General features: G+C 68.1%; 25 protein-coding genes. 12 read left to right on the top strand and 13 right to left on the bottom strand.

Features of this window, described 5'->3' with window-relative positions:
• The first annotated feature begins 20 nt into the window (after positions 1–20).
• The 6 genes from LI953_RS01415 to LI953_RS01390 all read left to right on the top strand — a co-directional run bounded on the left by LI953_RS01415 (position 21) and on the right by LI953_RS01390 (position 5,362).
• On the top strand, positions 21–689 hold the full coding sequence (locus LI953_RS01415) for a DsbA family oxidoreductase (protein WP_227074178.1): 669 nt from the start codon (positions 21–23) through the stop codon (positions 687–689).
• Positions 690–754: 65 nt separating this feature from the next.
• On the top strand, positions 755–1,750 hold the full coding sequence (locus tag LI953_RS01410) for a lipid A deacylase LpxR family protein (protein ID WP_227074177.1): 996 nt from the start codon (positions 755–757) through the stop codon (positions 1,748–1,750).
• 152 nt (positions 1,751–1,902) lie between these two features.
• Positions 1,903–2,232: an RNA chaperone Hfq gene (hfq, locus tag LI953_RS01405; protein ID WP_227074176.1), complete on the top strand. Its 330-nt coding sequence runs from the start codon at positions 1,903–1,905 to the stop codon at positions 2,230–2,232.
• Entirely contained in the window at positions 2,232–3,521 is a 1,290-nt protein-coding gene (gene hflX, locus LI953_RS01400; protein ID WP_227074226.1) for a GTPase HflX, read from the top strand. Before hfq ends, hflX begins: the two co-directional genes overlap by 1 nt.
• Positions 3,518–4,336 carry an inositol monophosphatase family protein gene (locus tag LI953_RS01395; RefSeq protein ID WP_227074175.1) on the top strand — a complete coding sequence of 273 codons (819 nt, stop codon included), beginning with the start codon at positions 3,518–3,520 and terminating at the stop codon, positions 4,334–4,336. Before hflX ends, LI953_RS01395 begins: the two co-directional genes overlap by 4 nt.
• 18 nt (positions 4,337–4,354) lie before the next feature.
• A complete protein-coding gene (locus tag LI953_RS01390; protein WP_227074174.1) occupies positions 4,355–5,362 on the top strand; it encodes an NAD(P)-dependent alcohol dehydrogenase in 1,008 nt (335 codons plus the stop codon).
• 39 nt (positions 5,363–5,401) lie between these two features.
• On the opposite strand, the gene LI953_RS01385 is transcribed toward LI953_RS01390, so the two are convergent.
• Positions 5,402–6,394, bottom strand: a complete 993-nt coding sequence (locus tag LI953_RS01385; protein WP_227074173.1) for a succinylglutamate desuccinylase/aspartoacylase family protein — start codon at positions 6,392–6,394, stop codon at positions 5,402–5,404.
• Between the two features lie 80 nt (positions 6,395–6,474).
• Between LI953_RS01385 and LI953_RS01380 the strand changes: the two genes are divergently transcribed.
• Positions 6,475–7,401 carry a mitochondrial fission ELM1 family protein gene (locus LI953_RS01380; RefSeq protein ID WP_227074172.1) on the top strand — a complete coding sequence of 309 codons (927 nt, stop codon included), beginning with the start codon at positions 6,475–6,477 and terminating at the stop codon, positions 7,399–7,401.
• Positions 7,402–7,409: 8 nt separating this feature from the next.
• A complete protein-coding gene (locus tag LI953_RS01375; protein ID WP_227074171.1) occupies positions 7,410–9,296 on the top strand; it encodes a hypothetical protein in 1,887 nt (628 codons plus the stop codon).
• A gap of 9 nt (positions 9,297–9,305) precedes the next feature.
• Here LI953_RS01375 and LI953_RS01370 read toward each other — a convergent pair whose 3' ends face one another.
• Positions 9,306–10,067: an arginyltransferase gene (locus tag LI953_RS01370; protein WP_227074170.1), complete on the bottom strand. Its 762-nt coding sequence runs from the start codon at positions 10,065–10,067 to the stop codon at positions 9,306–9,308.
• A gap of 7 nt (positions 10,068–10,074) precedes the next feature.
• Positions 10,075–11,223 (bottom strand): glycosyltransferase 87 family protein, encoded by a 1,149-nt coding sequence (locus LI953_RS01365; protein ID WP_227074169.1) that lies wholly within the window; start codon positions 11,221–11,223, stop codon positions 10,075–10,077.
• A 46-nt stretch (positions 11,224–11,269) separates the two neighbouring features.
• Here LI953_RS01365 and LI953_RS01360 point away from each other — a divergent pair, with 46 nt between their 5' ends.
• A complete protein-coding gene (locus tag LI953_RS01360; RefSeq protein WP_227074168.1) occupies positions 11,270–12,121 on the top strand; it encodes an alpha/beta fold hydrolase in 852 nt (283 codons plus the stop codon).
• 65 nt (positions 12,122–12,186) lie between these two features.
• Positions 12,187–13,071: a YihY/virulence factor BrkB family protein gene (locus tag LI953_RS01355; protein WP_227074167.1), complete on the top strand. Its 885-nt coding sequence runs from the start codon at positions 12,187–12,189 to the stop codon at positions 13,069–13,071.
• Here LI953_RS01355 and LI953_RS01350 read toward each other — a convergent pair.
• The 6 genes from LI953_RS01350 to LI953_RS01325 form a co-directional block, all read right to left on the bottom strand.
• Positions 13,068–13,985: a lysophospholipid acyltransferase family protein gene (locus LI953_RS01350; protein WP_227074166.1), complete on the bottom strand. Its 918-nt coding sequence runs from the start codon at positions 13,983–13,985 to the stop codon at positions 13,068–13,070. The genes LI953_RS01355 and LI953_RS01350 overlap by 4 nt on opposite strands.
• The gene (gene lpxK, locus LI953_RS01345) at positions 13,982–14,920 is read right to left on the bottom strand and encodes a tetraacyldisaccharide 4'-kinase (RefSeq protein WP_227074165.1); all 939 of its coding nucleotides are present in this window, start codon (positions 14,918–14,920) and stop codon (positions 13,982–13,984) included. The genes LI953_RS01350 and lpxK overlap by 4 nt, the downstream gene beginning before the upstream one ends.
• Positions 14,917–16,149, bottom strand: a complete 1,233-nt coding sequence (locus tag LI953_RS01340) for a 3-deoxy-D-manno-octulosonic acid transferase (protein ID WP_227074164.1) — start codon at positions 16,147–16,149, stop codon at positions 14,917–14,919. Before LI953_RS01340 ends, lpxK begins: the two co-directional genes overlap by 4 nt.
• Complete coding sequence (locus LI953_RS01335) at positions 16,146–16,799, bottom strand: lysophospholipid acyltransferase family protein (RefSeq protein WP_227074163.1); 654 nt, start codon at positions 16,797–16,799, stop codon at positions 16,146–16,148. The genes LI953_RS01340 and LI953_RS01335 overlap by 4 nt, the downstream gene beginning before the upstream one ends.
• A 124-nt stretch (positions 16,800–16,923) precedes the next feature.
• Complete coding sequence (locus tag LI953_RS01330) at positions 16,924–17,469, bottom strand: PadR family transcriptional regulator (protein WP_227074162.1); 546 nt, start codon at positions 17,467–17,469, stop codon at positions 16,924–16,926.
• 70 nt (positions 17,470–17,539) lie between these two features.
• Positions 17,540–18,229, bottom strand: coding sequence for an SDR family oxidoreductase (locus tag LI953_RS01325; RefSeq protein ID WP_227074161.1), 690 nt, complete (start codon positions 18,227–18,229; stop codon positions 17,540–17,542).
• A 121-nt stretch (positions 18,230–18,350) separates the two neighbouring features.
• On the opposite strand from LI953_RS01325, the gene LI953_RS01320 reads away from it, so the two are divergent.
• Positions 18,351–19,250 (top strand): ketopantoate reductase family protein, encoded by a 900-nt coding sequence (locus LI953_RS01320; protein WP_227074160.1) that lies wholly within the window; start codon positions 18,351–18,353, stop codon positions 19,248–19,250.
• Positions 19,251–19,354: 104 nt separating this feature from the next.
• On the opposite strand, the gene rlmN is transcribed toward LI953_RS01320, so the two are convergent.
• The 3 genes from rlmN to LI953_RS01305 all read right to left on the bottom strand — a co-directional run bounded on the left by rlmN (position 19,355) and on the right by LI953_RS01305 (position 22,331).
• Positions 19,355–20,518 carry a 23S rRNA (adenine(2503)-C(2))-methyltransferase RlmN gene (gene rlmN, locus LI953_RS01315; protein WP_227074159.1) on the bottom strand — a complete coding sequence of 388 codons (1,164 nt, stop codon included), beginning with the start codon at positions 20,516–20,518 and terminating at the stop codon, positions 19,355–19,357.
• Positions 20,509–21,003, bottom strand: a complete 495-nt coding sequence (locus LI953_RS01310) for an invasion associated locus B family protein (RefSeq protein WP_227074158.1) — start codon at positions 21,001–21,003, stop codon at positions 20,509–20,511. The genes rlmN and LI953_RS01310 overlap by 10 nt, the downstream gene beginning before the upstream one ends.
• A gap of 68 nt (positions 21,004–21,071) precedes the next feature.
• On the bottom strand, positions 21,072–22,331 hold the full coding sequence (locus tag LI953_RS01305; protein WP_227074157.1) for a DUF445 domain-containing protein: 1,260 nt from the start codon (positions 22,329–22,331) through the stop codon (positions 21,072–21,074).
• A 367-nt stretch (positions 22,332–22,698) separates the two neighbouring features.
• Here LI953_RS01305 and LI953_RS01300 point away from each other — a divergent pair, with 367 nt between their 5' ends.
• Positions 22,699–23,646 carry an MBL fold metallo-hydrolase gene (locus LI953_RS01300; RefSeq protein WP_227074156.1) on the top strand — a complete coding sequence of 316 codons (948 nt, stop codon included), beginning with the start codon at positions 22,699–22,701 and terminating at the stop codon, positions 23,644–23,646.
• Here the strand turns inward: LI953_RS01300 and LI953_RS01295 are convergent.
• Positions 23,643–24,389 (bottom strand): EAL domain-containing protein, encoded by a 747-nt coding sequence (locus LI953_RS01295; protein ID WP_227074155.1) that lies wholly within the window; start codon positions 24,387–24,389, stop codon positions 23,643–23,645. The genes LI953_RS01300 and LI953_RS01295 overlap by 4 nt on opposite strands.
• Positions 24,390–24,480 lie beyond the last annotated feature (91 nt).

Genomic DNA, 24,480 nt, shown 5'->3' with positions numbered 1-24,480 from the left:
ATCGGCTAGACTGCGCTGTCATGAATATCCTCGCCCCCCTTCCGGCGCGGCTGGTTGTCGAGGTCGTGTACGATTTCGTCTGCCCCTGGTGTTATCTGGGGGTGAAGCGGCTGTCCTTCCTGCTCGCACGGCGGCAGGATCTCGATGTCGAACTCAGCTGGCGCCCGTTTTTGCTCAACCCGGACATGCCGCGCACCGGCATGCCGCGCGCTGACTACATGATCCGCAAATTCGGCGCCGAGGACCGCGCGCGCCGGCTTTATGCCTCGATCGCCGAGCTGGGCGCGGCGGAGGGAATTGCTTTCAACTTCGCCGCCATCCGCCGCACGCCAAGCTCGGTGGATGCGCACCGGCTCGTGCGCTGGGCCGGGCGGCACGGAGTCGCGGACCGGCTGGTGGAGCGGATTTTCGCCGCGCATTTCGTCGAGGGGCTGGATATTGGCAGCCATGCTGTCCTTGCAGGACTGGCGGCGCAGCTTGGCGCCGACCCCGGCGCGGCGATGGCGTTTCTCGCCACCGAAGAGGGCGCGGATGCCGTGCATGCCGAGAATCTCCACGCGCACAGGCTGGGAATTAATGGCGTGCCCTGTCTGCTGATCGACGGCGAACACGCCATCGCCGGGGCGCAGGAGGCGGAGGTTTTGGAGCGTCTGCTCGATCTTGCGCTGTGCACGAGCCGAGAACGGTAGTTCCATTCTCGCGGCTATGGGTTACAACTTGGTCACACCTCCACCATGCACTGGTGCCTGACCTAATGAAAACTTTTTTGCGTTCATCGCTCATTGCCCTTAGCCCGCTGGTTTTGCTGGCGCCCGCCGCCCGCGCCGCGACGCCGCCGCCTGACCCGGCTGGCATCCTGACCATACAACTCGAGAATGATGCGCTCTCCATTCCCAGCACCGACAGGCTTTACACCTCCGGCGAGCGGTTGGGCTATGTCACCCCCACGGGTGATGTGCCGGGCTTTGTCTCCGGGCTGGGGCGGCGGCTTTTTGGCGAAGGCACGCAGCGCATGGAGATCGACCTGCAGCAGGTGATTTTCACCCCCACCAACACGCAGCTCTATAACCCCAACCCCAAGGACCGGCCCTATGCCGGTGAGCTCAGCCTGCGTGTCGGGCTGATTCAGGACACCACGGAGACGCGCAGTCTGGCGGGCGTGGCGCTGGGCGTGGTCGGGCCGGATTCGCTGGGGCAGTCGGTGCAGAACGGCTTCCATGAGATCATCGGCCAGACCCCGAACCGCGGCTGGCACTATCAGCTGCGCAACGAGCCGACCCTCAATGTCTATGGCGGACGGATCTGGCGCGAGGATGTCGGCCAGATCGGCGGGGTGGATGTGCAGGTGCTGCCGCAGATGACCGGGCAGGTGGGCAATACCGAGATTTATGCCCAGGCGGGCGGCATCCTGCGCTTTGGGCAGGGGCTGGACGCCGATTTCGGCCCGGCGGTGATCCAGCCGCAACTCTCAGGCACCGATGCCTATACGCCGACGCAGGCGTTAAGCTGGTATGTGTTTGGCGGTGTGCTGGGCCGCGTGGTGGCGCATGACATGCTGATCCAGGGCAATGATTTCACGAGCAGCCGCGGCACCTCGCTCATTCCGCTGCAGGGGGATTTGGAATTCGGTGCGGCGGTCATCCTTGGGGGTATGCGCATTTCCGCCGTGGAGACGATTGAAACGCCGGAATTTCGGCACTCGGCTCCGGCCTTCCAATATGGCTCGGTGGCCATCTCCACCCGGTTCTAGCCGGTCTGCGCGCACGTGGTTGCCGCGGCGCACAATTTCGATATAATCGCGGACACCGGCGGCGCGCGCCACGCAGCCGCCGGAAACTTCAGGCTTTTAGACTAGATCAACCAGACATCGCCGGAACAGGCGACAAAAATAAGGATTCCGCCGTGGCCACCGAAAAATCACAAAATGTACAGGATGTATTCCTGAATCACGTTCGTAAGAGCAAGACGCCGGTGACGGTGTTTCTTGTCAACGGCGTGAAACTGCAGGGCGTCATCACCTGGTTCGACAATTTCTCGGTGCTGCTGCGCCGCGACGGGCATACCCAGCTCGTATATAAGCACGCCATCAGCACCGTGATGCCGGGCGCGCCGATCATGCTGTTCGACGCCAGCCGCGCCGAGGGCGCCGCGCCCGCGCCGGCCGAGGGCGGCAGCACGCTGAAGCTGCACCGTGCTCCTGAACCGCAATACGACCCGGATTCCGAAGGCTGATCGAGACCGCGCCGCCGCCCAGCCGGGCGGCCATCCTCCTGCCCTGGGATAAGGACGCCGCGCGCACGGGGAATCCGTTGCGCTCGGCCGAAGCCCGGCTGGCTGAAGCCGTGGGGCTCGCCGCCTCCATCGGGCTGGTGATCGTGCATGAACAGATCTTCATGCTGCGCGCCCTCACCCCGGCCACGCTGCTGGGCAAGGGGCAGGTGGAGATCGCCGCCACCGCGCTGCGCGCCGCCGCCGTGGATGTGGTGGTGGTGGACGCGGCCCTGACCCCGGTGCAGCAGCGCAACCTGGAGAAAGCCTGGGGCGCCAAGGTGATCGACCGCACCGGGCTGATCCTGGATATCTTCGGCGCCCGCGCCCGCACGCGCGAGGGCGCGTTGCAGGTGGAGCTGGCGCATCTCGAATATCAGCGCTCGCGGCTGGTGCGCTCCTGGACCCATCTGGAGCGCCAGCGCGGCGGTTTCGGCTTCCTGGGCGGGCCGGGCGAGACGCAGATCGAGGCGGATCGCCGCCTGATCGGCGACCGCATCGTGCGGCTGAAAGCCGAGCTGGAGGAGGTGCGCCGCACGCGCGGGCTGCATCGCGGCGCGCGCAAGAAGGTGCCGTATCCGATCGTGGCGCTGGTGGGCTACACCAATGCCGGCAAATCCACGCTGTTCAACGCCCTTACCGGGGCGGCGGTGATGGCCGAGAACCAGCTCTTCGCCACGCTCGACCCGACCATGCGCGGGCTCACCCTACCCTCGGGGCGCAATATCATCCTTTCCGACACGGTGGGGTTCATCTCCGAACTGCCGACCGAGCTGGTCGCGGCCTTCCGCGCCACGCTGGAAGAGGTGGCGGAGGCCGATCTGCTGCTGCATGTGCGCGATATTTCCAACCCCGACACCGAGGCCCAGGCCGAGGATGTGCGCGCCGTGCTGGGGCGCATGGTGAAGGATGGCGCGCTGGACGAGGATTGGCCTTCACGTACGCTGGAGGTGCTGAACAAGGCCGATGCCGTGGGCGGGGTGGCGCATGTGGTGCAGGGCGAGGGCATCGCCGTCTCGGCCCTGACCGGCGAGGGGCTGCCCCGGCTGCTGGCGCAGATCGACACCCGCCTCGCCGCGCGGCTGGAGGTCGTGGAACTGCGCATCCCGGTTGCCGATGGCGCGAAGCTGGCCTGGCTCTACCGCCATGGCGAGGTGCTGGAGCGCGAGGATGGCGAGGAATTCGTGCGGCTGCGCCTGCGGCTGCGCCTGCGGCTTTCCGCCGCCGACAAAGCGCGGTTCGAGGCACAGTGACCCCGGCCGAGCAGCGCGCAGTGATCGCGTTGCTGCGTGAGGTGTCGCGCACCGAGATCATGCCCTATTTCAAGCATCTCGGCGGCGGCGACGTACGCAGCAAATCCGGCCCGCTGGACCCGGTGACGGTGGCCGACGAGGCCGCCGAGCGGGCGCTGTATGCGGGGCTGCGCGCGCTGTTCCCCGGCGATGACGTGATCGGCGAGGAGGCGGTGGCGCAAGGCACGGCGCGGATCGAGCGCCTGGCCGAGCCGGGGCGCGTCTGGGTGGTGGACCCGATCGACGGCACCGCGAATTTCGCCGCCGAGCTGCCGTTGTTCGGGGTGATGGCGGCGCTGGTCGAGGAAGATGAGGTCAAGGCCGGGTTCATCTTCGACCCGGTGAGCGATGATTGCGCCGTGGCGCTGGCCGGGCAGGGCGCTTGGCTGGAGGCCGCGAATGGCACGCGCCGCCCGCTGCGCGTGGCTGAGCCGCTGCCAGTGGGGCAGATGTTCGGTTCGATGTCCTGGCGCTACATGGAGGAGCCGCTGCGCAGCCATGTGCTGCACCGGCTGGACCGGCTGGCGGCGGTGACGGATTACCGCTGCGCCGCGCATCAATACCGCATGCTGGCGGGCGGGCATTGCCATGTGCAGATGTTCCGCAAGCTGCTGCCCTGGGACCATGCGGCGGGCTGGCTGCTGCACCGTGAGGCGGGCGGTTATTCGCGGCATTTCGACGGCACGGAATATCGCCCTTCGCATATCACCGGGGGCTTGTTGCTGGCACCCGACGCCACCAGTTGGGAGGCTCTGGCTAACGCGCTGCTGCGCTAAACACTCAAGGGAGGACCAATGAAAGCCATCAGGATCAAGCACCCCGCCGGGCTCGACAATCTCGCCATCGTGGAGATGCCCGAACCGCCGCCGCCAGGGGCGGGGGAGATCCAGGTCCGCCTGCAAGCCAGCTCGCTCAATTATCACGATTTCGCGGTGGCGATGGGCTACATCCCCACGCCCGAGGGGCGCATCCCGATGGCCGATGGCGCCGGGGTGGTCGAGGCCGTGGGCGCTGGGGTGGCCGAGTTCAAGCCGGGCGATCATGTCGTCACCACCTTCTTTCCACATTGGCTGGATGGCGCGCCGCTGGTCGGCAATTTCGCCACCGTGCCGGGTGACGGCGTGGACGGCTATGCCCGCGAGCGCGTGACCCTGCCCGCGGCGTTTTTCACCTATGCCCCACGCGGCTGGAGCCATGCCGAGGCGGCGACGCTAACCACGGCGGGGCTGACCGCTTGGCGCGCGCTGGTGGTGGAAGGCGGGCTGAAGGCGGGCGATACGGTGCTGGTGCTGGGCACCGGCGGGGTTTCGATCTTCGCCCTGCAACTCGCCCGCGCCATGGGTGCGGAGGTGATCGCCACCTCGTCCTCCGACGCCAAGCTGGAGCGGCTGCGCGGCATGGGCGCGGCGCATACCATCAACTACAAGACGACGCCGGAATGGGGGCGCGCCGTGCGTGAGATCACCAGCGGACGCGGGGTGGATCATGTGGTGGAGGTTGGCGGGCCGGGCACGCTGCCGCAATCGGTGGCGGCAGTCCGGATCGGCGGGCATATCTCGCTGATCGGTGTGTTGACCGGGCGCAGCGGCGAGATCCCGACGGCGTCGCTGATGGCCAAGCAGGCGAAGTTGCAGGGCATCATCGTCGGCAGCCGCCGCCAGCAGATGGAGATGGTGCGCGGGCTGGAGGCCACCGGCATCCGCCCGGTGATCGACAGCGTCTTCCCGCTCGACGACATCGCCGGGGCCTTCCGGCATGAGATGTCGGGCAAGCATTTCGGCAAGATCTGCCTGGAGTTTTAATGACGTTTCGAAAATAAAAGGTTTTTGGGCGCCGCTTGTTTACAAAACGGGCGGCGCCTTCACCCGCGCCAGGCGCACGGCCGTATGCCCGTGCGAGACCTTCAGGCTGGGCAGCACCAGCATCAGCTCATCCTCGGGCGTGGCGATGGGCGTGTCGCCGTCATGCGCGATCACGGTGCCGGCGCGCGCGATGATCTCGCCGCCGCGCCAGGCGCGGGTGAACCGGAAGCGATTGGTGCGCGCGGTGATGGTGCGCACCACCTCGGCCAAGCGCGGATGCGCCGCCGACGCGCCGCCCGCCAGCATCCCCGCATGGCGCAGCATGGCGCGGATGGTGGCGCGGCTCTGGGCTACGGCGCTTTGCGTCCAATGCTCGCCGGTTTCGGCCAGCACGCAGGCGGCTTTTTGCTCGGCGCCCTCGGTGAAGCGGCCGTAATCGATCAGCCTCTTGCCGCCAGCATGCCCGGCATCGGCCACCACCAGGTCTGGGGTGCCCACGGCCAGGGCCAGCGCCCGCCCGCGCGCGCCCGCGCCGCAGAGCAGCAGCGGCTCGGAGGGCCAGAGCATGGTATGCAGGTCGAGCAGCAGATCGGCGCTGTCGATCACCGGGCGCATCTCGCGCGCGCGGGCCAGCTCCACCGAGCGGCGCACGCCGAAGAGCTGGTAATCGTCCCACACGCGGTTGAGGTCTTCCTCGACATAGCGCGAGGTGAGCGGGTTGGCGGGGTCGAACCGGGCGAAGGCGGCGAGATTGGCGAAGCCGATGGTCAGTCGCCCGCGCAGCGGCGTGAAGCCATCGCGCAGCAACTCGGCCAGGGCGATCGCCCCGGCGAATTCATTGCCGTGAATCAGCGAGACCATCACCACATGCGGGCCGGGCGCTCCTGAATCGCGCAAGGTGAAGCCGGGGATGCCGGTATTGCCGGCGATGAACGGGGCAAGGTCGGGCGGCGCGATCTCCATGGGGAAATCCGGCAGCCCGGCGGGGGTCGTGTTTGTCGGCAGCGGCTCGCGCGAGGGACCGGCATTCATGTCCGCCAGTGTAGCTTGGTTGGCGGGCGGCGCAATCCACGCGGGTTGACGCCGTGCCGTGGCGCCGCCAAAGCCGGAGCATGGAGATTGTGAGATTGTTCTGCACCGACATCGCCGGGCTGCGGAACCAGGCGCTGGGCCTGGCCGAGGCCGCCGGGCTGACGCCAGATCTGCGCACGCTGCGCTTCCGCAAACCGTGGGACAGGATTCCCACCAGCCTGTGGTTCAACCCGCGCCTGGCGGTGGAGGCGGATGCCTTCGCCACGCCGCTGCCGCCGGTGGTGATGGGCGCGGGCGGGGCCGGGGCGCGGGTGGCCGCAGCGCTGCGGCGCAAGGATGTGCGGGCGGTGGCGATCCAGCATCCGCGCATGGCGCTGGAAAAATTCGACGCCGTGCTGGCCGCGCGGCATGACGGCATCTCGGGGCCGAATGTGATCGTCACCCGCACGGCGCTGCACCGGGTTACCCAGGCGCGGCTCGCGGCGGAGCGGGAGCATTGGGCGGCGCGCTTCGCGGACTATCGCCGCCCGCTGGTGGCGGTGCTGTTGGGCGGCTCCAACGGGCGCTACCGGTTTGAGGCCGCACAGGCCCATGCCTTGGCTGCGCAACTCGCCCAGGTGGCGCGCGAGGCCGGACTGCTCATCACCCCCTCGCGCCGCACCGCGCCGGAGGTGATCGCCATCTTGCGCGCGGCGCTGGAGCCGTTGGGGGCGTGGATCTGGGATTTTTCCGGCGAGAACCCGTATTTCGGCATGCTCGCCTGCGCCGACGCGGTGGTCGTCACCGCCGATTCGGTGTCGATGGTCTCGGAGGCGGTGGCGACGCATGTGCCGGTGTATCTGGTGCGCCTGCCCGGCAAATCGGCGCGCATCGGTGCATTCATGGACGCGCTGGCGCGCGATGGCCGCGTGCGCGACTTCGCCGGGCGGCTGGAGCTATGGAACACCGCGCCGCTGGATGATACGGCAGAAGCCGGGGCGGAGCTGCGCCGCCGTCTAGGGCTGTGAGGCAAGAAATGCTGGATATTGAGACCTTCGATAACGTCCGTGGCGGCAACACCGTTTACAAGGCGCTGGCGCATCCGCTGGCGGCGCGGGCTCTGGCGGGGCTGGCGCGGCATATCGGCAGGGTGGCGGTGGTGGATACCGAGGGTTTCGCCGCCCCGCTGCTGGCGCTCTGCCCTGATTTCAACGTCGAGGGCGTGTATGTGCAGGACGTGCTGGCCCTGGGCCGGAGGCGCGGCGGGCACGAGGCGAGGCCACTGACGGCGCTGCCCGGCGCGCAGGTGCAGACCGTGCTGATCGCGGCGTTTGACGCGCCGCGCGTGGCCGAGCGGCTGGGGCGGTTCATTCCGGCTGGGGCGCGGGTGATCACGCTGGACGAGGTGAAGCTGCCCGCCGAATGGCTGAGCGCGCCCGAGCGCTATCTGGACGCGCGCAATTTCGCGACCAATTTCGTGTTCTTCCGCGATGACGGGCATTTCGCCACCCGCTTGACCACGGCCAATTACTGGGCCGGGTATGGGGCGCATCAGGTGCGCTTCAGGCACATTCTGTTCGGCCAGGGCGGCGAGGTGCTGGCGGAATGGACCGATGACGCGCCGATCGGCCCGGGCGGGCATGTCATCGACAGCCAGACCGTGCGCGCGCGTTTCGGGCTGGGGCCGTTTACCGGGCAGTTATTCATCCACGCCACCGGCATCGCCGGACATGACGTGGTGAAATACGCGCTGGACACTTATGCCACCGATGGCGGGCCTTCGCTCTCCTGCACGCATGACGCCAATGCCTGGCCCTCGGAGCGCTTCGCCGGGCTGCCCGCGCCGGGCGCGGATGAGCGGGTGATCCTGTGGCTGCAAAACAGCCATGCCGTCGCCATTCCGGCGGGCGGGGTGGCGCTCGACCGCATGGGCGAGGGCAAGCCGGTGGCGCTGGATACCGAGATCCCGCCCTTCGCCACGCTGGCGCTAGATGTGGCGGCGCTGTTCCCCGACCTGAAATGGCCGGCGCAGCTTGAGGTTTTGGCCGGGCGGCATGTGGTGCGTCCACGCTATGAGGTGGCGCGCGGCGGGCGCACGCGCATCGCGCATGTGAATGTCGAGCGCGCCGACCTCAAGTCCGATGCCGGGCTGAAGGCGCTGTCCCCCGAGATGGGGCGCGGCTATCTGCTGCCCTTCCCGGTGCTGCCGCGCGGGCGGTTCCGCACCATCGTGCTGCCCACGCCGATGGCGGTTGCGGAGGAGAACACGCCGCTGAGGCTGGATGTGTTCGCCCCCGATGGCAGCAAGCTGGGCGAGCATTATTTCGGCGTGCTGCCGCGCAAGCATGATTGCGCCTTCGACCTCGACGACATGCTGCCCGAAGGCGCGCTGCCCGAGGGCGGCCATGCCGAGCTGGTCTATGATTTCCGCTTTGGCGGCGAGGCCAATGGCTGGCTGCACGCGCTGTTCCGCTTCGAGGACCGGCAAAGCGGCCACGCGGCGGAGAGCAGCTTCGGCGGGCATATCTTCAACACGCTGATGGTCTATAAAAACGAGCCGCAGAGCTACACCGGTAAGCCGCCGGGGCTGTCCACGCGGCTATTCCTCAAGCTCGGCTTCGGCGGGCGGGAGAGTTTCTGCGTGCTGATCTACCCGGCCTCGGGGCCGTGGCTGGAACACTCCACCACCGTGCTGGAGCTATATGACGGCGCCGGGCGGCAGATTTGCCGCAAGAATCTCGCCATTGCCTGCTCCGGCTCGGCGCTGGTGCGGCCCTCGGCGCATTTCTCCCCCGCTGAGCTGAGTGCGGCGGGCGAGAGCGGCTATGTGCTGATCCGCGACACCACCTGCCGGCTGTTCGGCTTCCACGGCGTGGATGACGGCGAGGGCGGGTTCTCGTTCGATCACATGTTCGGGTTTTAGCGGCGGGGGCTACGCCTCGGCCAGCGCCTTGGCCGGGGTGATCCGCGGCGGCTCGGCCAACGGCATCCAATGGCCACCGCGCAGCACTTCGCTGGGGCGGAATTTGGCCTTGTAGGCCATCTTGCGGCTCTCCGCGACCCAGTAGCCGAGATACACATAGGGCAGTCCCAGCTCCACCGCGCGGCTGACCAGCCAGAGCACCGCGTAGGTGCCGAGCGAGCGGGCGTCGAGCGCGGTGTCGAAGAACGAATACACGGCGGAGAGCCCATCGCCGACGCGGTCGATGAGGCAGCCGCCGGCGAGCCGCCCGTCCGGCAGGCGGAATTCGAGGACCGAGGTCTCGATCGGCGTGTCCTCGATCATGGCGCGGTAGTCGTAAAAGCTCATCGCCGCCATGTCGCCCTCGCCATGCCGGGCGTGCTGATAGGCCTGGAAGAGCTGATATTGCTCGGCGGTGGCGCGGGGCGGCATTTCCTGCACCTGCAAATCGGCATTGAGCCGCGCGATGCGGCGCTGGGTGCGGTTGGGGGTAAAATCCGCCGCGCGGATGCGGATGGGCAGGCAGGCCGAGCAGGCGGGGCAGACCGGGGCATAGGCGATGTTATGGCTGCGCCGGAAGCCGCCGCGCGAAAGCCGGTCATGCAGGGTTTCGGCGGAGACGCCAGCCAGCTCCGTCACCACCTTGCGCTCGATGCGCCCAGGCACATAGGGGCATGGCAGTGGCGCCGTGGTGTAGAAGAAATGCGGGCGGCGGGGCGGCTTGAAGCTCATTGCATGACTATGTTTGGCTTTCCCCCCGCCGCGTCAACAGGGAATTTGCACGCGGCGCCGCGGCGATGGCGCCAAACAACACGGCGAGCAGCGGGGCGTAGAGAAACCAGCCATCCGCCGGGGTGAGCAGCAGCAGTGGCGACAGATAGACCGCCGCCGCCAGGGCGAGTTGCCAGGGCGCCGGGCGGGGCGGGGCACAGAGCGCGAGCGCGGCGGGGAGGGTGACGGCATCATAGGCATAGGCATGCGGCTGGGCGAGGAAAGTGCCGGCCAGCAGCGCCGCCACGGCGAGGCTGTATTCGGCCCGGCGGGCGATGAGCGCCATCACAGTGATCACGGCCAGGGTGCATACCCCCTGGGTCGCGCCGAGCAAGCGCACGGGCACGCCAAGATGCGCGAGATTCGCCGCCGGGGTGATCATGACGTTGAGGTTGACGCCGCCCGCGAAGTAATCGCGCTGGATCTGCGGCAGGGAGTGCAGCCAGAGCCGCCAGAGCTCGGGCGGCAGCAGCGCGCAGGAGAGCGCCGCCAGCGCCAGCGCGGTGAGGCTGGCGGCGGCGATCGCCCGCCACGCGCCCCGCGCCAGCAGCAGCACGGCGAGCAGCAACCCCATTTGCGGCTTGAGCGTAAGCAGGCCGAAGGCGATGCCCGCCAGCACTGGGCTGCTGGGCAGCCATGCAAGCCCGCCCAGCAGCAGCGCCCCGGCGAAGAAGCCGGTCTGCCCCGCCACCAGCGAGAGCAGCGCCGCGGGGCTAGCCAGCAGCGCCACCACCGGCAGCGGCCGGCCCCGGAACAGCGCGAGCCCCGCTGCGAGGAAGGCGGCGAGGCCGGTGACCGTCCAGATATCGCGCGCCGCGCCGAGGCTGAAATCGCGCATCCAGCCGGTGACGAGGAGGAAATCCGGCGGGTAGGTGAACGGGTAGAAGCTCTTGAAGCCGGGATAGAGCGCCTGCTGGAAGCGCGCCATCGCCTGCGGGTCGTAGATTTGCGCCAGTGGGGCGAAGCGCGGATAGGACCAGAAACCCAGGAAATCGGCGTTGAAATGCGGCTGGCGCAGCAGCAGCCAGAGCAGGGTGACGCCATTAAGCGCCCCGCACAGCGCCAGCACGGCGATGAGCGCCAGACGCGCCGGGCTGGTTGTGGAGGCGGGTGGCATATTCTAAGCCTTAAGCCAGGATTTAGGTTCGGTCGATGGAGGGTCTATGCCGCGGTCTGGTTCGGTGGAGTATCTGTTCGGTACCCGGTTCTTCAGGATGGCCTATACCGAGTTCGGCAACCCCGCCGCGCCCGCCGTGGTGTGCGTGCATGGGCTGACCCGCACGGGGCGCGATTTCGACCCGCTGGCCGAGGCGCTGGCCGAGCGCTTCCACGTGATCTGCCCGGATCTGCCGGGGCGCGGGAAGTCGGAATGGCTGAGCGAGTCGATGGCCTATCAGCCGCCGAGCTATGTGGTGGCGCTCGGGCATCTGCTGGCGCAGCTCAACAAGCCGGTGGCGTGGGTGGGCACTTCGCTCGGCGGCATTTGCGGCATGATGCTCGGCGGCACGCAAAACACGCCGCTCACCCGGCTGGTGCTCAACGATGTCGGTCCGCATATTCCGGCGGTGTCGCTCAAGCGCATCCGCGATTATCTGAGCGCCGCGCCGGAGCGGTTTGTCTCGATGGCGGCGGTGGAGGCGCATCTCCGGCTCGTGCATGCCCCCTTCGGCCCGCTTACCGATGCGCAATGGGCGCATCTGGCCCGGTTCTCCGCCCGCCAGGTGCTGGACCAGACGGGCGAAGGCGCCTTCGCCATGCATTACGACCCGAAGATCGTCGAGCCGCTGCTCGCCTCGGTGCCGATCGACGTGGATATGTGGCCGCTCTGGGAGATGATCCGTCTGCCCCGGCTGGTGATCCGCGGCGGGGAGAGCGATTTGCTGACCGAGCCGACCTATGCGCGCATGCTGGAAACCGGCGCGCAAGGCTATGTGGTGGAGGATGCCGGCCACGCCCCGGCGCTGATGGATGCCGACTCGATCGCGCGCATCAAGGCATTTCTGCTCGAAGGCTGAGGCGGTTTATGTCCGCCGCGTGACGGGTTTGCCAGGCGCGGCGAAGCGCGTAGATTCGGGGCGCGATGACCGAGCGTTTCATCTCCCTTGCGCATTGGCCGCTGCTGCGGCGCGCGCTGCTCTCGGCGGGGCGGGCGACGGCCTCGCAGCGCGTGTCGCTGGTGGCGGCGGGCTGCGCGTTTTACGCCACGCTGGCGCTGTTCCCCACCATCACCATGCTGATCTCGCTCTACGGGCTGGTGTATAACCCGCAAACCGTGCAGCCGCAGTTGCATTACCTGCAAAGTTTCATGCCGCCCGCCGCGTTTTCGCTTATCTCGGACCGTATCCAGAGCGTGGTGGCGCAGCCGGCCAAGGGGCTGGGGCTGAGCCTGCTGGTCTCACTGGGGATTTCCCTGTGGTCGTCCTCAACCGGCACCAAATCGGTGCTCAACGCGCTGTCGCTGGCTTACCATGAGCGCGAGACGCGCGGGCTGATCCGCTTCCAGCTGGTGGCGCTGGGGATGACGCTGATCGCCATCATCGGCACCGCCCTGGCGATCGCGTTTCTTGTCTTCCTGCCGGTGGCGCTGGCGTTTCTGGGGCTCTCGGGCGCGGCGACGGCGCTGGTCGGGCTGATCGGCGCGGTGGTGATGGTCGCGTTCCTGGCGCTGGCGCTGGGGCTACTCTACCGCTACGGCCCGGCCGGGGCGGGGCGGGTGTTTCAGGCGCCGGGGGCGGCGATCGCCACTGTGCTGTGGCTGCTCGCCTCTTGGGCGTTTGGGCTGTATGTCGGGCATTTCGCCGCCTACAGCGTGGTTTATGGGCCGCTGGGGGCGCTGATCGGCCTGATGATGTGGTTCTACATCTCGGCCTATGTGGTGCTGTTCGGGGCCGAGGTGAATGCCGCGCTCGACCGCGAATGGCGGCATTACCGCTTGCACCGCGCCGGGCAGATGGCGCGGAGCTAACGCCGGTAAAGCGCTTTCGGCCAACGCCGGTGCAGCCAGAGCCACGCGCCCGGCGCCTCCCTGATCCAGCGTTCGAGCGTTTGGTTCATCTGCGTGGTCAGGGCCAGGGTGTCGGCCTTCTTGTCGCCGGTATCGGGCAGGGGCATTGGCGGCTCGCAGATGATGTGCAGCCGCGCCGGGGCCACGCGCACCACATGCACCGGAAAGACCGGGCAGCGGAATTTCAGGGCGAAGGCGGCCATCGCGTCCATGGTCATGGCCTCGTGCCCAAAGAACGGCGCGGCGATGCCGGTATCCAGCTTCTGGTCCACCAGCAGGCCGAGATGCCCGCCTTTGAACAGATGCGCATAAGCCGCCCGGGCCCCGGCCCCACCCTTGGGGAACATTGTCACCTTGCGCCCGGAATTGGCCTCGCGCAGGCGCAGGATCATCTCATTCACCAGCGGGTTGGAGGCGGCGCGGTACATGAAGCCGACATCGAGGCCACGGGTGAAGGCGGCGGGCGGGGTGATCTCCCAGTTGGCGATATGGCCGGTGATGAAGATGGAGGGGCCGCCCGTGCCGTTTTTCAGCGCCGGGGCGATGTTCTCCTCCCAGCCGATGAATTTATAGCCGGGGCCGGTTTCGGTCTCGCGGATGCGGTCCATACAGACCAGCTCCGCCGCCGTCTGGCCCAGGTTGCGCCAGCAATCGCGCACGATCCGCTGGCGCGCGGCGGCGTCCAGCTCGGGCATGGCGAGGCGGAGGTTCTGGTCGGCGATGCGTGAGGTGGGGATCAGCGGGCCGATCGCCGCCGCCACGCCGCCGCCGATGCGTGAGGCCGTCTCGGGCCGCAGCGGGCGCAGGGCGCGGATCAGCAGCCAGACGATGGCGGCCTCCAGGCGGTGCCCGAGTTTCACTTTGCTCTGGCTCATTGCAGCAAGGCGTCCAGCGCGTCCGGGTCGTCCCAGCGCAGCCTGGCGCGCACCACCACGCAGGCGCCGCGCAGCATGGCGGGCAGTTTTACGAAATCCTTCTCGGTCGTCACCAGCGCGGCGGCCTTGTCGAGCGCCTCGGCGCGCAGGGCGTTGATGTCGCCGGGCGCATAGACGTGATGGTCGGGGAAGGCGTGGCGGCTGACGATTTCGGCGCCGAGCGCCAGCACGGAGCGGAAGAATTTATCGGGCCGCCCAATGCCCGCGAAGGCGATCACGCGCCGCCGCGCGAGACTCTCGGCGCAATCGGGTTCAAGCGTGGCGCGCAGCACGGGCAGGCCGGGCGGCAGGGCGGCGAGTGCGCCGGTCTCGTCATCGCCGATCAGCACGGCGGCGTGGCAGCGCGCGGCGGCCTCGGCCACCGGCTCGCGCAGCGGCCCGGCGGGCAGCAGCAACCCATTGCCGAAGCCATAGCCGCCATCGATGACCAGCAGCGCGAGATCCTTGCGCAGGGTGGGGTTTTGCAGCCCGTCATCCATGACGATGGCGCTGGCTTCCTCGGCCAAGGCGAGGCGGGCCCCGGCGGCGCGATCACGCGACACCACGGTGGGGGCGGCCTGGGCCAGCAGCAGCGCCTCGTCGCCCACCTGCGCGGCGGTGTGGATGCTCCGGTTGACCAGCACCGGTCCGGCCAGCGTGCCGCCATAGCCGCGCGTGAGGGCGAAGGCGCCGGGCAGGCGGGCCAGCAGGTCGAGCGCCACGATGGTCTTGCCCGCGCCGCCCACCCCGGCATTGCCGACGCAGATCACCTTGATGCCAGGGGCGAAGCCGGGCCGGCGCATCCGCCGCGCGGTGACGAGGCGGGTGATGACGCTGAAGGGGCGCAAAAGCTGGGCAAGGAGGCCGCGATGGCGCCAGAAGCCGGGAGCCTTCATGCCGCGCCCTCCAGCGCCAGGGCGGCGAGGCGCGCGGGCAGATGCGTGGCCTCGGCGAAGCAGGCGGCGGCGCGGGCGCCGGCCTCGAGCGCGGCCTCGGGCGCGGTGAGCCAGGTTTGCGCGGCGGCGGCGAGGCTCGCGGCATCCGTCACCCGCACCAGGGCGCGGGCGTCGCTGAGGCGCTGCGCGGCCTCGGTGAAATTCTCCAGATGCGGCCCAGCGATGACCGGGCGGGCCAGCAAGGCGGGTTCGATGATGTTATGGCCGCCGAACCCGGCCAGGGAATTGCCGATGAAGGCGAAGGGGGCAAGACGGAAGAACAGCCCCAGCTCGCCCAGCGTGTCGGCGATGTAGATCTGGCCCGGCACCGGCGCCTCGCCTTGGCTGCGCCGTGGCGCGTTGCCGCAGAGCGCCGCGATTTCGGCCCCGCGCTCGGGGTGGCGGGGCACGATGAGGGTGACGAGGCCGGGATGGGCGGCGATCAGCGCTTGATGCGCGGCGGCGACCAGCGCCTCCTCGCCGGGATGGGTGCTGGCGGCCAGCCAGACCGGGCCGGGGAGCCGGGCCTGCAACGCGGCCAGCGCGGTGTCGTCCACCGGCAGCGGGGCGGCGAAGAATTTGAGATTGCCCCATTCTAGCACGCGCGGCGCGCCGAGGGCGCGGAAATTCGCGGCATCAGCGGTGGATTGCGCGTGGATGGCGCTGAAACCGCCGAGCAGCGCGTGCGCCAGCCCCGGCACGCGCCGCCAATGGGCGGTGGAGCGGGCCGAGATGCGGCCATTCAGCAGCACGCGGCGGATGCCCCGCTGATCGCAGCCGCGCAGCAGGTTGGGCCAAAGCTCACTCTCCACGAACACCGCCGCATCGGGGCGCCAATGGTCGAGGAAGCGGTTGACCCAGGCGGGCACGTCGAGCGGCACGAATTGGTGGAGCGCGCCCGACGGCAGGCGCTCGGCGGCGAGCTTGGCCGAGGTGACGGTGCCGGTGGTGAGCAGCACCGAGCCGCGCGCCGCGAGTTCGCGCAGCACCGGGAGGACGGACATCGTCTCCCCCACGCTGGCGGCATGCACCCAGACGAGCCGGCCCGCGGGGCGCGGCAGGGCGGTGAGGCCCTCGCGCTCGGGCAGGCGCGAAGCGATCTCCTTGCCGCCCGCGGCGCGGCGGCGGAGCATCCGGCGCAGGGCCGGGACGGCGAGGGTGGCGGCGGCGGCGTAGAGGCGCAGCATCATCCCTTGGCGGCCTTATCCTGCACGGCGCTGATCGCCGCCGCGATGGCGGGCAGCGATTCCTCCCAGTTGCCCTGCACGGGCACGGGCGCACCGATGGCGACCACGCCACGGCCGAAGGGCAGGGCGAGTCGCATCTTGTCCCAGGAATTCAGGCCGATGGCGCGGGAGGTCCAGACGCCGAAGGGCAGCACCGGCTTGCCGCTGGTGGCGGCGAGGCGGGCCACGCCGGGGGCGGCGATCCGGCGCGGGCCGCGAGGGCCGTCGGGCGTCAGCACCACATGCTTGCCTTCAGCCAGGGCTTGGTTCAGGGCCTCGCGCGCCTCCGCCCCGCCGCGCGAGGAGGAGCCGGACACCAGACTCATCCCAAGATGGCGGAAGGCGTTGCCGATGAGCTGGCCGTCGCGGTGCAGGCTGGCGAGCGCCACAACCTCGCGCCGCATACCGCGCCGGCGCAGCACGCGGAACAGAATGGCGGAGGCCGGCAGGGCCTCGTGCCACAGCGCGGCGATGACCGGGCCGTCGAGCGCCGCACGCAGATTCTCCTCGCCCTCGATGCGCCAGCGCTGGGTGCGGATGACAAGGCTGACATACCCCACCGTGAGCCAAGCCAGCGCGGCCTGGGCGGGGGCGGATTTCAGGATACGTTTCACAACGGGCGGGTAGCACCTGCGGCGCCGCGCGCCAACCTCGTCAGCCGCGCCGTTCTATGCCGATGGACTCGCGGAGGGCGAAACGTGGCGGATGGCGCCCTCATCGGCGTCGCGGCGTCCAGCGTTAGAGATCCTCGATGCGGCGCGCGGTCTGGTCGAGCAGATCGGCGATCTGGCGCACGGTTTCGGGCGGCACGGTCTCGCTGCCCAGTTTCAGGCGCAGCGCGGTCTTCAGGTTTTCCATCGCGCGCATCACCGGCAGGGCGGCGGCGCGGGGCGTGGCGGCTTGCAGCCGGGCCATGATGGCGGCCAGCCCGGCCCCGTTCTGCGCCAGCGCCTCGCGCCCGGCGGCGGTGATGCTGTAGAGCTTCTTCGCCCCCTCGGCGGCGGCTTCGGCTTGGCCGAGTTCCTCCAGCATGGTCAGGGTGGGGTAGATCACGCCGGGGCTGGGGGCGTAGGCGCCGCCGGTCAGGCCCTCGATCTCCTTGATCAGGTCGTAGCCATGGCGGGGCTGCTGGTTGAGCAGGTGCAGCACCAGCACGCGCAGGTCGCCGTGCTCCAGAAACCGCCCGAGCCGCCCGCCGCGCCCGAAGCCGCGGCCGTGAGGCCCCTCGCCACGGACGAAGCGACGGCATTCGCCGCCGTGGCGGTGTTGATGAAAATGACGCATGAGATTGGCTCCAACTGTATTCAGAATACAGTTTAGATATATCGTAATACAGTCGGAGTCAAGCGCGGCGTCAGACGTAGATCATCTTCCGCGTCATCCCGCCATCGGCGATAAATTCCGCCCCGGTGATGAAGCCCGACTTGCCGCTGAGCAGAAAGGCGGCGAGTTCGGCGACATCCTCGACCGTGCCGACCCGCCCGGCCGGGTGCTGGGTATGGTCAGCCGGGCTCAGGGTTTCGCCCGAGGTGTTGATCCAGCCTGGCGAAATGCAGTTCACGCGAATCTCGGGACCGAGCGACACGGCCAGCGCATGGGTAAGCGCCAGCAGCCCGCCCTTGGAGGCGCTGTAAGCCTCGGTATGGGGCTCTGACATATGCGCGCGGGTGGAGGTGATGGTGACCACCGCGCCCCTGGCCGCGCGCAGCAGCGGGGCCGCCGCCTTCACCAGCAGGAAGGTGCTGGTGAGATTGGTGGCGAGCACGCTGTTCCACTCCTCCAGCGTCAGATCTTCCACCGGCTTGCGGATCATGACGCCCGCGTTGCAGACTAGGCCGTCGAGTTTGCCCTCCACCGCCTCGATGCCGGTGAGCAGGCTAGCGACCTGGGCTTCGTCCGCCACATCGCAGATCACGCTGCGCGCGCCGTCCACATGGGCCTTTTCCCGGTCGGCGATGATGACGGTGCCACCCGCCGCCGCCAGCCGCCGGGCGATGCCGGATCCGATCCCGCGCGCGCCGCCGGTGATGAGATAAACCGCCATGTTTCCGCTCCTTCGCTGTTGTCAGCCTTGGCCGGTGAGGGCCCACCCCTCGGTTATGCTTGGCCGGTTGTGGCACAAATCTGGCTTTTCCAGGTCCATATTGGGATGATATGGCGCAGTGATGCGAAATATCTATCTTTGCGGCCTGGGCGCGCTGGGCACGATTTATGTGCGGCATCTGGCGCCGCTGGGGCTGCGCGTGGTGGCTGATGCGGTGCGAATCGCCCGCTACCGCGCCGAGGGCGTGCGCGTGAATGGCGAGGCGCTGGCGCTGAACTACCTCGCTCCTGGCGAGACGGCGCCACCGGCTGACCTCATCATCGTGGCGGTGAAGGGGCAGCAACTGCCCGAGGCGGTGGAATTACTGCGCCCTTATGTGGGGCCGGAGACGGTGATCCTCTCGGTGATGAACGGGATTTCATCGGAGGAGATCCTGGGCGCCGCATTTGGGCCGGAGAAGCTGCTCTACGCCTTCGCCGTGCAGGTGGACGCGGTGCGAACGGGCCATGAGGTGCGCTTCTCGCTGCCCGGTACCACGGTGTTTGGCGAGGCGCGCAACGCCGCGATCTCGCCGCGCGTGGCGGCGGTGCAGGCGCTGTTCGCCAAGGCCGGGCTGAAAACGCGCGTGCCCGAGGACATGCTGCGCGAGCTGTGGTGGAAATTCATGCTGAATGTCGGCATCAACCAGCTCTCGGCGGTGCTGCGCGCGCCCTATGGCATATTCCATGGCTCCGACGAGCTGCGCGAACTGGTGCGCCTGGCCTGCCGCGAAGTGGTGGCGGTGGCGCAGCGCAAGGGCATCGATCTGCGCGAGGATGACATCGAGAAGATCTTCCCGATCATCGGCACGCTCGGGCCCGAGCAGAAGACCTCGATGTTGCAGGATGTGGAGGCGGGCCGGCCGACCGAGGTGGAGCTGTTCGGCGGCACCGTGATGGCGCTGGGCCGTGAGTTGGACGTGGCGACCCCGGTGAACGAGGTGCTGACGCGGATGATCCGGGTGATTGACGAAAGGTTATAAAGGTTTTTGGGCTACCCTTTTTTTGCGGAAAAGGGGCGAAAGCCTTGGGGGGCTTTTTTCAAAAGCCCCCCAAACCCCACAAAAACTTTTAATTCCAGTTGGTTTTATGCCGCCGCGCCGTTTTCCACGGCGCTCTTGAGCTGCCCGCAGGCAGCCAGGATGTCACGTCCGCGCGGGGTGCGGATGGGGGAGGCATAGCCCGCGTTCATCACGATCGCGGCGAATTTCTTCAGGGCCTCGGGCGTGCTGGGCTGATAGGCGCTGCCCGGCCAGGGGTTGAAGGGGATCAGGTTCACCTTGGCGGGCAGGCCCGCGATCAGCTTCACCAGCGCCCGTGCATCGGCCTCGGAATCGTTGATCCCGCGCAGCATGATGTATTCAAACGTGATGCGCCGGGCATTCGAGGCGCCGGGATAGCGGCGGCAGGCCTCGATGACCTCCTTGATCGGGTATTTTCGGTTCAGCGGCACGATCTCGTCGCGCAGCTCATCGGTGACGGCGTGTAGAGACACGGCGAGGTTCACGCCCAGCTCGGCCCCGGCGCGGTCCATCATCGGCACCACGCCCGAGGTGGAGAGCGTGATGCGCCTACGCGAGAGGGCGATACCCTCATTGTCCATGATGATCTTCATGGCTTTCGCCACGTTTTCGTAATTATACAGCGGCTCGCCCATGCCCATCAGCACGATGGTGGAGAGCAGGCGCGGGGTTTCACCCTTGGGGCTGGGCCATTCGCCATAGGCATCGCGTGCGGCCATGAACTGGCCGACGATCTCGGCCGCCGAGAGGTTGCGCGCCAGGCGCTGCGTGCCCGTGTGGCAGAATTTGCACGACAGCGTGCAGCCCACCTGCGAGGACAGGCAGACCGCGCCGCGATCCTCCTGGCGGTCGGGGATGTAGACCGTTTCCACCGCCTCGTGATCGCGGAAGCGGAACAGGAATTTGCGGGTTTCGTCCTTGGAGAGCTGGTCGGTGGCAACCTCGGGCCGACCGATGACGAAACGCTCCGCCAGCTTTTGCTGCAAGGGGCGCGCGATGCTGGACATGGCGGCGAAATCGCGCACGCCCTGGTGATAGATCCAGTGCCAAAGCTGCTTGGCGCGGAAGGGCTTCTCACCGAACGCCGCCATCTCGGCCACCAGCTCCTCGCGCGAGAGGCCGACGAGATCGCGCCGCCCGTCGGGCAGGGTGTATTCGGGCGGGGAGAAATGCGCCGCCTTGGCGAGGATGCGCTCGCGCTCGGCGGCGGTGAGATCGGTTACGGACATGCGGCGTTGATGGCCTTATAGGCGGCGGAGAAGCCGGTGAGGGAAAAACTGTCCACCACAGGGTGGCCGTGCGGGCCGGTGCCGGTGGCCTCAACCGCGTCGCCCGCCTTGAAGGCGGTGACGACGGCGCCACCCGAGGTGGTGAAGGCGTTGGCGCCCTGGGTGTAGAAGGCGAAGGGCGTGGTGCCGATTTTCAGGCTGACGGTGGCGGCCTTGAGATAGGTGTAGCCGGGGGTCAGCGTCACCTCGTCGCGCGAGCCCTGGCGCTCGGTCACGGTCAGCATCACCTTGCCGCGGCTCTTCCAGTCGGGCTTCGAGCTCTGCGCGGTGGTGAAGGCGTAGCAAATCTTGGCGGCGCCGGTGCCGTAGGTGGCGGCTGTCCAGTCGCCATATTTGCCGCCATTGGCCCCGAGCGGAGCGGGCGAATCGGCAAGGGCGAGGGCGGGCAGCAAGGCGAGCACGGCGGCGAGGGGGAGATGCTTCATGCCGCCCAGATAGCCCAACTGGCTGGCCGATCCAAGTAAAACCGGGACCGGGCAGGTCTCCTATGTGCTCACCCCAGATGCAGGGCCGCCAAGGCGAGGTTGATGGCCGCGCCGAGGAAGAAGCCGACCAGCGTGCCGTTGACGCGGATATATTGCAGGTCTTTGCCGACCCGCAGTTCCAGCTTCTCGGTGATGGTCGCGGTGTCCCACGCGCCGATGACGCGGCCGATGAATTTCGCCCCCTCGGCTTGGGCGCCGGGCAGCATGCGCAGCACCAGCGCCTGCGCCGCGGCGTTGACGCGCTGCTGGGCGGCTTCGTCTTTTTCCAGCACATCGCTGAGATGCACCAGCGCCGCCTCGATCACCGCGACCGAGCGGCCATGCGGGTTGGCGGCGTCCACCTCCAGGGCGTGGCGCATGCGGGCCCAGACATCCCAGGCCCAGGCCTTCACCGTGTCGTGCGACAGCACGGCGCGCAGGGCGCGGCCCAGTTCCGCGGCGCGCTCGGGGTCGGTCTCCAGCCGGGCGATCTCGCGATGCGCCCATTCATCGAAGGCCTCGCGGATCTCTGAGCTATCGGGGCCGATGCGGTCGAGTTCGGCATTCACCGCAGTCAGCACCCGGTTGGCCACGGTGGCGCCCAGCGCCCAGCCGACCAGCTTGCCGCCCTGCTCGCGCACGCGCTCCTTGATGGCGTCGCGCAGGATTTCCTCACGCGTCGCAAGAGTGTCCTTCAATTGGCTGAGAATGAATGAAAATACTTCCTGATGGCGTCCTCCCTCGACCAGCCCGGCGAGGGCGCGGGCCACGACCACCCCGGCGGCACGGCCCCCGGCCAGCTTGGGCAGCAGCCGCGCCAGCAGGCGCCGCGCGCGGCCATCCTCGATGCTGGCGAGCAGCTTGGGAAGCATCCCGGCCAGGGCCTCCGCCAGCGGGCGGGTGGCGGTGCTGTCGGTGAGGAAGCGGCGCAGGATCGCCGGAGCGTCAAGATTGGCCAGCACCTTCCGGATATCCGCCTCGGTGAACACGTGGTTGGCGACGAAGCGCCCCAGTGCGTTGCCCAGCCGCTCCTTCTGCGCCGGAAGGATGGCGGTGTGCGGGATCGGCAGGCCGAGCGGATGACGGAACAGCGCGGTGACGGCGAACCAATCCGCCACCCCGCCGATGAAGCCGGCCTTGGCGGCATCGCGCAGCAGCGCCGACCAGGGGGAGAGCGGCAGCCAATAGCCGAGCAAGGTAAGGGCGGCCATCAGCCCCAGCAGCGAACTGGCGAACAGCCTGTGGCGGGTGAGCGAGGCGCGCAAGCTGGCATCCGAGTCTTGAGTCATGCCGCTGACAGTAACGGCCAGCCCCGGTGGCGCAAAGCCCGCCGCGCTTGTTTTTATTGCATTGTAAAGACCTTCGGGCGCATAATTTGGTCCGGGAAACAATCCAGGCAACCCGGCGGACGCGACCGGGAGCGCTTCGAGGTTTCGAGGTATAAGGCAATGACTGTAAAAGATTTTCCTACGATTTCCACGAGCGAGACGCGAGACCCGCCACACCGGGCGATGAGCCGCGAGCCGGCGCATCACAACGTGATGGTGACGGTGCTGGGGGTGGTTTGCGTGGTGGCGGTGTTCGGCGTGCTGTGGGCGCTCTACGCGTTCGGCTGAGCCAATTGCCTTCGTCATGACCGCTGTGCATGATGCGGCTATGGCATTTCTCGAAGAACCGGAGCCGCCACGCGGTGTTCCGCTAAATGTGTTGCCGGGCATCCGCCGCGTGGTGGCGGAGAACCCTGGCGTGATGACCTATCATGGCACCAATACCTATCTGATCGACGAGCCGGATGGGGTCACGGTGATCGACCCCGGCCCCGACAGCGATAAGCATGTGCAGGATTTGCTGGCGGCGGTGGCGGGGCGGCCGATCAAGCGGCAAGTGCTCACGCACACCCATGGTGACCATTGCGGCGCCGTGCCGGCGCTCTCCGAGGCCACGGGCGCGCCGGTTTATGGCTATCGCTATAGCGCGCATCCCGGGCTGCGGCCCGATTTTCCGCTCGATGACGGGAGCCGCGTGGGCGGGCTGACGGCGCTGCATACCCCCGGCCATGCGGCGGACCATCTGTGTTACGAATATTACGCTGAGAACGGGCAGAAGGTGCTGTTCAGCGGCGATCATGTGATGCCGTGGTCATCCTCGATCGTCAGCCCGCCGGATGGCGACATGCTCGAATATTACCGCTCGCTGGAGCGGTTGCTGGCGCGCGATGACGATGTGTATCTGAGCGCGCACGGGCCGCTATTGGCCGAGCCGCGCAAGCTGGTGGCTGATCTGCTGGCGCACCGGCAATATCGTGAGCGCACGATTATGGCGGAGCTGGCGCGGCAGGATTGGAGCGTGGCGGCGCTGGCGGCCAGGCTGTACCACAAGGCTGATCCCTTCCTGCAAGGCGCGGCGCAGCGCAATGTGTTGGCGCATCTGCTGAAGCTGAAGGCCGAAGGCGTGGCGGAGGAGCATGCGCCCGAGGCCGAACCCCCCGCCGAAACCCTGGCTCTGCTAAAGTCGCTGAGCGGGGTGGACATGGAGAGCGGCGGCGAGATTCCCAGCTTTTATAGCGATTCCATGCGCCGCTTCGGGCTGCGACCCGCGGCTTAAGCCGGGTTGAGGTAGGCGTGCAGCGCCCCCGCCGGCAGCGGGCGCGCGTACAGATAACCTTGGGCATGGGTCATGCGGCTGGCGCGCATGCGGGCATCCACATGCGCGGTTTCAATGCCCTCGGCGATGCTGTGCTGGCCGCGCCGGGCGGCATAGGCGGCGAGGTCGCGCAGGAAATCCTGCGCCATCCGCCCCGGCGAAGTGACCACGCTGCGGTCAAATTTGATGGTGGTGAAGGGCATGTCGAGCAGCGCGGCGAGATAGGGCATGCCGGGGGTGATGTCGTCGAGCGCCAGGGCGTAGCCGGCGAGGCGCATGCGGGTGACGACGGCTTCAGCCGCGGCGAGGTCGTGAACGGGCTGGTCTTCCGTGAGTTCAAAACGGATCAGCTCTCGCCTTAGTCCGGCCGCCATGCGCAGGCGCTCGATCAGTTCGGTAAGATCTGGATGCAGGAGCGCGTCCAGGCTGAGGTTGAAGGCCACTGGCAAACCATGCGCGGCGAAGCTGAAGCGCTCATATTCGGCCAGGGTGCGGGTGATGATCGCCTCGGTCACGCGCATCGCGCCGGTGCCGCTGCGCATCGCCTTGAGCAGCCGCTCCGGCCCGCGCAACGTGCCGTCATCATCGGCGCTGCGGGCCAGAACCTCGACATGATCCAGCCCCCCATCGGCCAGGCGGACGATGGGCTGGTAGGAAATACGCACCGCGCTCAGCAGCTCCGTATCCGGCAAAGCGAGGTGCATTCGTCTAAAATTGCGAGAAAAAAGTCATTTCAGCGCGGGTTTAGCAGGTTTCCGCGTTGGTGGCGACTTAAATTATGATAATTGTCTAAAA

It is taken from the genome of Acidocella sp. KAb 2-4 (genome assembly GCF_020567705.1).
GTDB lineage: Bacteria > Pseudomonadota > Alphaproteobacteria > Acetobacterales > Acetobacteraceae > Acidocella.
This window is presented reverse-complemented; position numbering and strand designations above follow the sequence as displayed.